The following is a 7,732-nucleotide window of genomic DNA, read 5'->3' on the forward strand; positions in this document are numbered from 1 at the left end:
TGCCATGGCATTAAATCTCAAGAGGATGGTTAAGGCCATCTTTTCCGCAATACATATGGATAAAATATGGGCTGAGAATATAATTTTTCGGCCCATATTTTATCTTTGTCAACAGGTCCCTTATTGTACCTTATCATAAACGCACAGGGAGGCGATACAGGTGAAAAGACAAATTCGCGCAAAGGAGGTGGTATATCCATGCAGCACGGGAAAAAATCTGTAAATTCGATGGAGGCAGGATATGGCGAAGCCGCTTGACCCCAAGAAGATAGAATCGGCCCGTCAGTTTAGCAGCCGTGCCGAACGCAGGGAACAGCGGCGAAAGCTCATGCAGGACGAGATTGCGGAAAATCAGCGCAGCAACGGCGTTATTGTGATTCCGCCCAAGAAGTTGCAGGAAGTGCAGCAAGAGCTCCCTAAACTGCGTGTTGCGGCGTATTGCCGCGTCAGTACACAGGAAGAAGAACAGGTTGGCAGTTTTGATATGCAGGTACGCCATTTTACTCAGCGGATTGAAAGCAACCCCGACTGGGAGCTGGTGGAAATCTATCAGGACGAGGGCATCAGTGCCACGACCGTCAAAAAGCGCCTTGGCTTTCAAAAAATGATTGCCGATGCGGTGGACGGCAAAATCGATCTGATCCTTACCAAGAGCATCAGCCGCTTTGGCCGCAATATTGTGGATATACTGGACAACCTGAATATTCTATCGGCGCTGAATCCCCCTGTCTCAGTGGAATTTGAGACCGAGCACATCACCTACACAGGCGATGGAAAAAACAATCTGCTGATCGTACTTCTGTCCGCGCTGGCCGAAATGGAATCCCAGCAGAAAAGCGAGGCCATCAAAGCGGGTATCCGCTGGCGCATGGCTGAGGGGATTTACAAATTCTCTGTACAGAATACGCTGGGGTTCTACCGCGACCACTTTGGCCGGTTGGTCATTGAACCGACTGAGGCGAGGATCGTTGAGTATATCTACGAGAGCTGTTTGGAAGGAGCAACGCCATCGGAGATTGCGGCTGCACTGACAGAGCAAGGTATCAAATCCCCTATGGGCAACGACAGCTGGTCAGCCGGTACAGTCCGCAGCATCCTCAGAAATGAAAAATACTGTGGCGATGCCTTGATGCAGAAAACCTATACCAAGGATTTCCGCACTCACAAGTCGGTCAAGAATACAGACTTGAATATGTATTTCAAGGAAAATCACCATACGGCAATTATCAAAAAAGAGGACTGGCTGAAAGTACAAAAGCTGTTGTCTGAGCGGCACACTTCGCCCCATAAGGCTAAACTACGCTTTCTGAGCAACCGCTTTGTCGCTCACCGCGTCAAAGATGGCCTGTTCAAAGGGTATTTGATTCTGGATTCCCGGTGGTCTCCTGCTGAACGGCAGGAATTTATGAAAATTGTCGATGACACACAAAATAGTACGAAATGAAAGGATTTTACCAATGAATTTTGATTTTTCTTCTCTGAATTTTGAAACGATCGACTCCAGCATCAACGCTTACCCGGATATGTACCTCAACCAGAGCGGCGTTACCTTCAGCAAGAAGGTGTTGGAGGATATGGGTTATCCCGCTTATGTGCTGTGCCTACTGGATGCCAAGGCAAAGGTGTTTGCAATCCGTATGTGCAAGAGCAGTGAGCCGAAGGGCTTTAAGTTCTCCAAGCCGCGGGGTGAACAGAAGGGCGTTGTGACGATTTCCAGCAAAAATTTGCTGGAACCGCTCCGCGCCGCCACGGGCGAGGATTGGGTTCCGGGCAAGCGGTACCGCGTTCGCGGCTTCTGGGTTGCTGATGCAAAAACCATGTGCTTTGATCTAAACGAAGGTGTTCAAGAGAATTTTCGTCAAAATCCCGCTAATAGCGATGACAAGTAAGCACGAAACCATTTGACCGTATAAAAAAGATGAGCACGGCCCGTTTGTATAGGCCGTGCTCATCTTTGTTCTTTCTCAAAGTAGTAGTGCTCTTCTTCATCTGCAAATCTGCCGATTTCTCTACGCCATTTTTACGCCATTTCCGCGTGGGACTACATAGAGAAATATGAAGTTATAATTTGGTTGGTTTTGCGTAAAACCGCGCTATATCAGGCTTTGGCGGCGTTTATAGAGAGGTATGGAGATATAGAATCCGGCCTTTGAACGCCGATACCTAATTTCATCGGTTAAATACCCTCTTTCGGCATATTAGCCCAAGTATTATATCGTATCCCCGGCCAAATTACAAGTGCTGCGGCAGGAACTCTTGCCCCGGTTGTCTTTCCGGCCGGTTTGTGCTACCATACAGGGGAAGGTGACGGGGAAACCTGCCGGTATATTTTTGGTATTGTATCACGGTTTACATTCTTTTTTCCTTTGCCCTGTCATACTGAATACAAGCAATGAAACTGCAAGGAGGCCATCCTGATGAAGGAATATCCTGTTCAGCGTGCCGCAGTGGGCAAGCCCAAGCCCGATCCCTCCACGCTGGTGTTTGGCAGAACCTTTACCGACCATATGTTTTTGATGGACTATACCGCCGGCCAGGGCTGGCACGACGGGCGCATCGTTCCCTACGGCCCCATCGCACTGGACCCCTCCGCCATGGTGTTCCATTATGCCCAGGAGGTCTTTGAGGGCCTGAAGGCCTACCGTTCTCCCGATGGTACCATTCAGCTCTTCCGTCCCACCGAGAACATCAAGCGCATCAACTCCTCCTGTGAGCGTATGTGCATCCCGCCCCTGGATGAGGAGGACGCCCTGGCCGCCATTGAGCAGCTGGTGCGGCTGGAGGCCGACTGGGTGCCCGATCAGCCCGGCACCTCCCTGTATATCCGCCCCTTTATCATCGCCACCACCCCCACCCTGGGCGTCCATGCCGCCCATGACTATATCTTCGCCATCATCACCTGCCCCGTGGGCGCCTACTACGCCGAGGGCATCAACCCGGTGAAGATCTATGTGGAGAGCGAGGATGTCCGGGCCGTCAAGGGCGGCACCGGCTACACCAAGTGCGGCGGCAACTATGCCGCATCCATCCGGGCCGGCGAGCGGGCTGAGCAGAACGGCTACGCCCAAGTGCTGTGGCTGGACGGCGTCCACCGCAAGTACATTGAAGAAGTGGGCTCCATGAACGTCATGTTCCAGATCGGGGACACGGTGGTCACCCCCATGCTCACCGGCTCCGTGCTGCCCGGCATTACCCGCAAGTCCTGCATTGAACTGCTCAAGAGCTGGGGCCTGACGGTGGAGGAGCGGCTCATCACCGCGGAGGAGCTCTTCGAGGCGGGCGCCAACGGCACCCTGAAGGAGGCCTGGGGCACCGGTACCGCCGCTGTCATCTCTCCCATCGGCGAGATGGGCTGGGAGGACAAGCACGTTGTGGTCAACGGCGGCAAGATCGGCCCTCTGGCCCAGAAGCTGTATGACACCCTCACCGGTATCCAGTGGGGGACCCAGCCCGATCCCTATGGCTGGGTGGTCAAGCTGTAACTTTGCTATCTTCTTTGCCTTCCTATACCTTCCCAGACAGAAGGACGAGACCATGTGGTCCCGTCCTTCTGCCGCATCCTGTCAAAAAAGTGGCTGCGGTCACTTTTTTGACAGGATGTTAAACTTTTGAGGCCTTTAAAAAGTCCTCAAAAGTTGTTTGACTGCACGCGAAAGGGAACCCTGACGGTTCCCTTTCACACTATCCTTCCCTCCGAAACCTCTGGCCAGAGGTTTTTCAGCAGCCTGAGGCAGAAGACCGGGACCCAAGGGCCCTGGCCTTCTGCCGTTTCTATGGAACATCTGACGTTTTCCTGTAGATTTGTTTAGCTTTCTTCCGTCGCCCGGGATGCTGTGGTACAATCGCCCCATTACGCCGGTCCAGAGGACCGGCGAAAACGAGGTGTTTGTTATGAAACGAGCCAATCCCATTTTGCTTTTACTGCCTCTGCTGTTCCTGTCCGCCTGTGCCAGACCGGCGGCGGATGTCACTGGTACCGACGTACAGGCCGAGGCGGCCCGGCTGGCCACCATTCAGCTGGGTCAGCTGGCGGACCGGCTGAACCAGATGGAGAAAGATCAGGTCCAAAACCTGCTGGAGGAACTGGTGCCTCTACAGCAGGCCCGGGCCCAGGTAGGCCGGTGGGAACTGTTTCCCCAGGAGGAGGAGCTGGTGGAGCAGCTTAACCAGCTGTATGAGGACTTCACCCAGCGCTATCTGGAGGAACCGGAGGAGCCTTTGGAGGAAGAGGAGCTCCCCGTCCTGGCCCAATATGAGATCGGGGCCGACGGCACCCTCATCCCGGACAAATCGGACAAGGCGGAGTACCGGGCCCTGTGGGACAAGGTCAATGAACTGCTGCCCGAAGGGAGCCTGAAGCCCTTCGCCCGCTTCACCATCTTCACCGACGGGGAGGCTGAGATCCTGGCCTATGTGGTCCCGGCGGACGACACCGGAGTCCAGTGGGAGCTGGCGGTGGACCCGGAGGACGCAGGCGATCCTGTAGAGTTTACCGAGACGGTATACCATGAGTACGCCCATTATCTGACCCTGAACGACAAGCAGGTGACCTACGGCGCGCCCAAGCGCTACGACTGCTACGGGGAGAACGACCTGGTAAGCAACCCGGACTCCTACCTCAATGCCTTCTACCAGCGCTTCTGGAAGGACTATCTGGATGACCGGCTGGCCGACCCGGAGAGCCTCAACTTCTATCTGCGGCATGAGGACGACTTCATCACCAGCTACGCCGCCACCAGCCCCTCCGAGGACATTGCCGAGTGTTTCTCCTACTTTGTGCTCTACGACAGGCCCACCGGCACGTCGGTGTGGGAGCAGAAGCAGAACTTTTTCTACGACTATCCGGAGCTGGTGGCCTTCCGGGACCAGGCCCGGGCCAAACTGGGCCTGTAAGCCTTACCGGGTCAGCTTCCGGAACCCGGCGGGGGCCTCCGCACGGAAGATGCGCTCCTCCCCGGTGAAGGGGTCGGTGAGTACCAGCTCATGGGCGTGGAGGCACAGCCGACCCAGAGGATCGGTGGCGGCTCCGTAGTCCCGGTCTCCGGCTACCGGACAGCCCAGCTCACTGAGGTGGGCCCGGATCTGGTTTTTCCGGCCGGTGTCCAGATCGATCTCCAGAAGGGCGTATTCCTTTCCGGCGCTGACCATGGTATAATGGGTTATCGCTTCCTTACCGCCGGAGCGCACCGAGTATACCTTGTGGGCGGCGTTCTCCCGCAGCAGGGTACGGACGGTATCCGAGTCCTTGGGAGGCCTGCCCTCCACCACCGCCAGATAGCCCCGGCGACCCACCAGCTTGTCCCAGTTGTCCTGGAAGGCCCGCTTGGTCTCCTCGTCCTTGGCGAAGAGGAGCACGCCGGAGGTGGCCCGGTCCAGCCGGTGGACAATGAAGATCCGGTTCCGGGGATCGGCCTTGCGGACGTAGTCGGTGGCCATGTGGTAGGCGGTGCGCACCTTCTCCTTGTCGGTGGCCATGCTCAGCAGACCGGCGGGCTTTTCGATGACCAGCAGCCTGCCGTCCTCGTAGAGGATGGGAAAGGGGGCCTTTTTGTCCCCCGCGCCCTGAGGAAGCACCACCACCGTCTGGCCCGGCAAGAGGGGATGGTCGTGGCGGGTGACGGTCTTGCCGTCCACCTGGACCTGCCCCCGGGTAAGCAGGGACTTGACGCTGTTGCGGCTTTTGCCGGTCACATGGGCCAGCAGGAAGGGGAGCAGGGTGTCCTGCTCATTTACGGAATAGCGTTTTTCTTGCATATTTTCACATCCATTCAGGAGGTTTTGTCAATGAATGACGTTTTGCATCAGCTTCGGGACCGCAAATCGGTGCGGGCCTATCTGGAAAAGCCCATTGCCCCCGACGACAAGCGGGCCATCCTGGAGGCCGCCTGCGCCGCCCCCACGGCGGGCAACCAGCAGCTGTACACCATTCTGGACATTACCGACCAGAAGCTGAAGGATACCCTGGCGGAGACCTGCGACCACCAGCCCTTTATCGCCCAGGCGCCTCTGGTGCTGATTTTTTGCGCCGACTGCCAGAAGTGGTACGACGCCTTTGACGCCGGCGGCTGCCAGCCCCGGAAGCCGGGGGTGGGGGACCTGCTGCTGGCCTGCTCCGACGCCAACATTGCCGCACAGAACGCCGTCACCGCTGCCTGGAGCCTGGGCATCGGCTCCTGCTACATCGGGGACGTGATGGAGCAGTGCGAGACCCACCGGCAGCTGCTCAACCTGCCGGACTATGTGTTCCCCGCCGCCATGGTGGTGTTCGGCTACCCTACCGCCCAGCAGCAGGCCAGAGAGAAGCCCAGCCGCAGGGCCCTGCCCTATATCGTTCATGAAAACGGCTATCGCCGGATGAACGCCGGGGAGCTGGAGCGGATGCTGGCCGACAACGCCGGACAGCGGCCCTATACCGACTGGCTGAAAGCCTTTTGCGACCGAAAGTACAACTCCGACTTCTCCCGGGAGATGACCCGTTCGGTGGAGGCATATCTGAACGCATTTGAGGCGTGACTTATACCAGCTGCTCCAGCACCCGCCGCAGCAGGTCCGCCGCGCCCACCTGATAGCCGCAGCAGGCGTAAGCTGCCCGGCCCTCCTGGTCCCGTACCACCGCCAGAGGCGGCTTGTCCGGGTCCAGACCCAGATGGCGGGCCACCGTTTCCACCTGATAGCCCCACTCGGGGTAAACCAGCTGTACCTGGGGCCATTTGTCCAGCAGCCCCGCCAGGGTGGCCTGCTGTTCCGCGCCGGGCCGCCGCAGGGAGAAGATCACGTCCCCGTCCAGCGCCTGAAACGCGGGCAGGGCGGCGGAGAGTTCATTTAAAATATGTTCCGTGGGTTCCGCCCCCTCCTCCAGCCAGAGGAGGAGGGCGGCTTTTTCATGGGCTCCGCCCAACTCCGCCAGAGGCAGGTCCCGGGGGGAGATGAGGTCGTCCACCGAGCAGTCCCGCAGCACCAGCGGGATTTCCTGTTCCTGCTCCGCCTCCAGGGTGAACTCCAGCCGGTTGGCGAACTGGTCCCCCGCCGGCAGCCGCAGGGCGGTGAGCACCCGGTAGCGCCCGGCAGGCAGGGTGACATTCAGCTTGTTTTTGTGCCAGGCCCGGTCGGCCAGCCTGAGAGGTTTCCACATTTCCCCCGTCCAGAAGTCCAGTGACCAGTTCTGCCGGTAGAAAAACCGCTCCACCGGGGCCTTCCGGAAGGTGACTTTTCCACATTTCTCCGGCTCCTTGGGGACAAATTTCCCGTTTTGCCACACCAGCACCGCCCCGTCCAGGGGGCGCAGCAGGGCGGGCACCCCCTGCTGCCGCAGGGCAATGACCTCCCCCACCACGCCGGGCTGGGGGACGGACCAGTCAGTGAGACGCTCAAAGGCCACTCGGGGGCAGAGCACAAACCGCCGGAACACCTCCGCCGGGTACCGGTCCGCCCAGGGCCGGGCCCGTTCCAGATGGACCTCCAGCAGCTGGGCAGTCACGTCCCGCAGGTCCTTGTCGGACAGGGAGGAGAGAAGGGCGGTGCGCAGAGGGTCGTTGTCTTTGCTGAGAAAGGCATAGATCTCCCCAAAGTTGCCCCGGGCCTTTTGAAGCAGCTCCCGTTGCTGGGGATAATTTTGGGCCTGTTCCTCGTCGAAATAGCCTGCCATCCGGGCCTGCCGCTTGGCGGTCCCTGCCGCCAGTACCGCAGCCCGTTCCTGGCGCTGGGCCTGATCCAGAGGGGCGGGGTTGACGGG

The 7,732-nt window shown here is 58.3% G+C and carries 6 protein-coding genes and 1 pseudogene; 5 read left to right on the forward strand and 2 right to left on the reverse strand.

Going from position 1 to position 7,732, the window contains the following annotated elements; genetic code table 11:
• Positions 1–241: 241 nt before the first annotated feature.
• The 4 genes from B5G40_RS16335 (at position 242) to B5G40_RS16350 (ending at position 4,893) form a co-directional block, all read left to right on the forward strand.
• Positions 242–1,444 carry a recombinase family protein gene (locus tag B5G40_RS16335; protein ID WP_087400694.1) on the forward strand — a complete coding sequence of 401 codons (1,203 nt, stop codon included), beginning with the start codon at positions 242–244 and terminating at the stop codon, positions 1,442–1,444.
• A 13-nt stretch (positions 1,445–1,457) separates the two neighbouring features.
• Positions 1,458–1,889, forward strand: a complete 432-nt coding sequence (locus B5G40_RS16340; protein ID WP_087400696.1) for a hypothetical protein — start codon at positions 1,458–1,460, stop codon at positions 1,887–1,889.
• Between the two features lie 528 nt (positions 1,890–2,417).
• Entirely contained in the window at positions 2,418–3,482 is a 1,065-nt protein-coding gene (locus B5G40_RS16345) for a branched-chain amino acid aminotransferase (RefSeq protein ID WP_087400698.1), read from the forward strand.
• Positions 3,483–3,891: 409 nt separating this feature from the next.
• Positions 3,892–4,893, forward strand: coding sequence for a hypothetical protein (locus tag B5G40_RS16350; protein ID WP_087400700.1), 1,002 nt, complete (start codon positions 3,892–3,894; stop codon positions 4,891–4,893).
• Between the two features lie 3 nt (positions 4,894–4,896).
• Here B5G40_RS16350 and B5G40_RS16355 read toward each other — a convergent pair whose 3' ends face one another.
• Positions 4,897–5,754 carry an RluA family pseudouridine synthase gene (locus tag B5G40_RS16355; RefSeq protein WP_087400702.1) on the reverse strand — a complete coding sequence of 286 codons (858 nt, stop codon included), beginning with the start codon at positions 5,752–5,754 and terminating at the stop codon, positions 4,897–4,899.
• A gap of 30 nt (positions 5,755–5,784) precedes the next feature.
• On the opposite strand from B5G40_RS16355, the gene B5G40_RS16360 reads away from it, so the two are divergent.
• The gene (locus tag B5G40_RS16360; RefSeq protein WP_087329745.1) at positions 5,785–6,513 is read left to right on the forward strand and encodes a nitroreductase family protein; all 729 of its coding nucleotides are present in this window, start codon (positions 5,785–5,787) and stop codon (positions 6,511–6,513) included.
• A gap of 1 nt (position 6,514) precedes the next feature.
• Here B5G40_RS16360 and B5G40_RS17225 read toward each other — a convergent pair.
• Positions 6,515–7,732, reverse strand: a pseudogene (locus B5G40_RS17225) (hypothetical protein); the annotation flags it as partial.

Origin of the sequence: Flavonifractor sp. An9, assembly GCF_002161245.1 — a bacterium.
Lineage (GTDB): Bacteria > Bacillota > Clostridia > Oscillospirales > Oscillospiraceae > Flavonifractor > Flavonifractor avicola.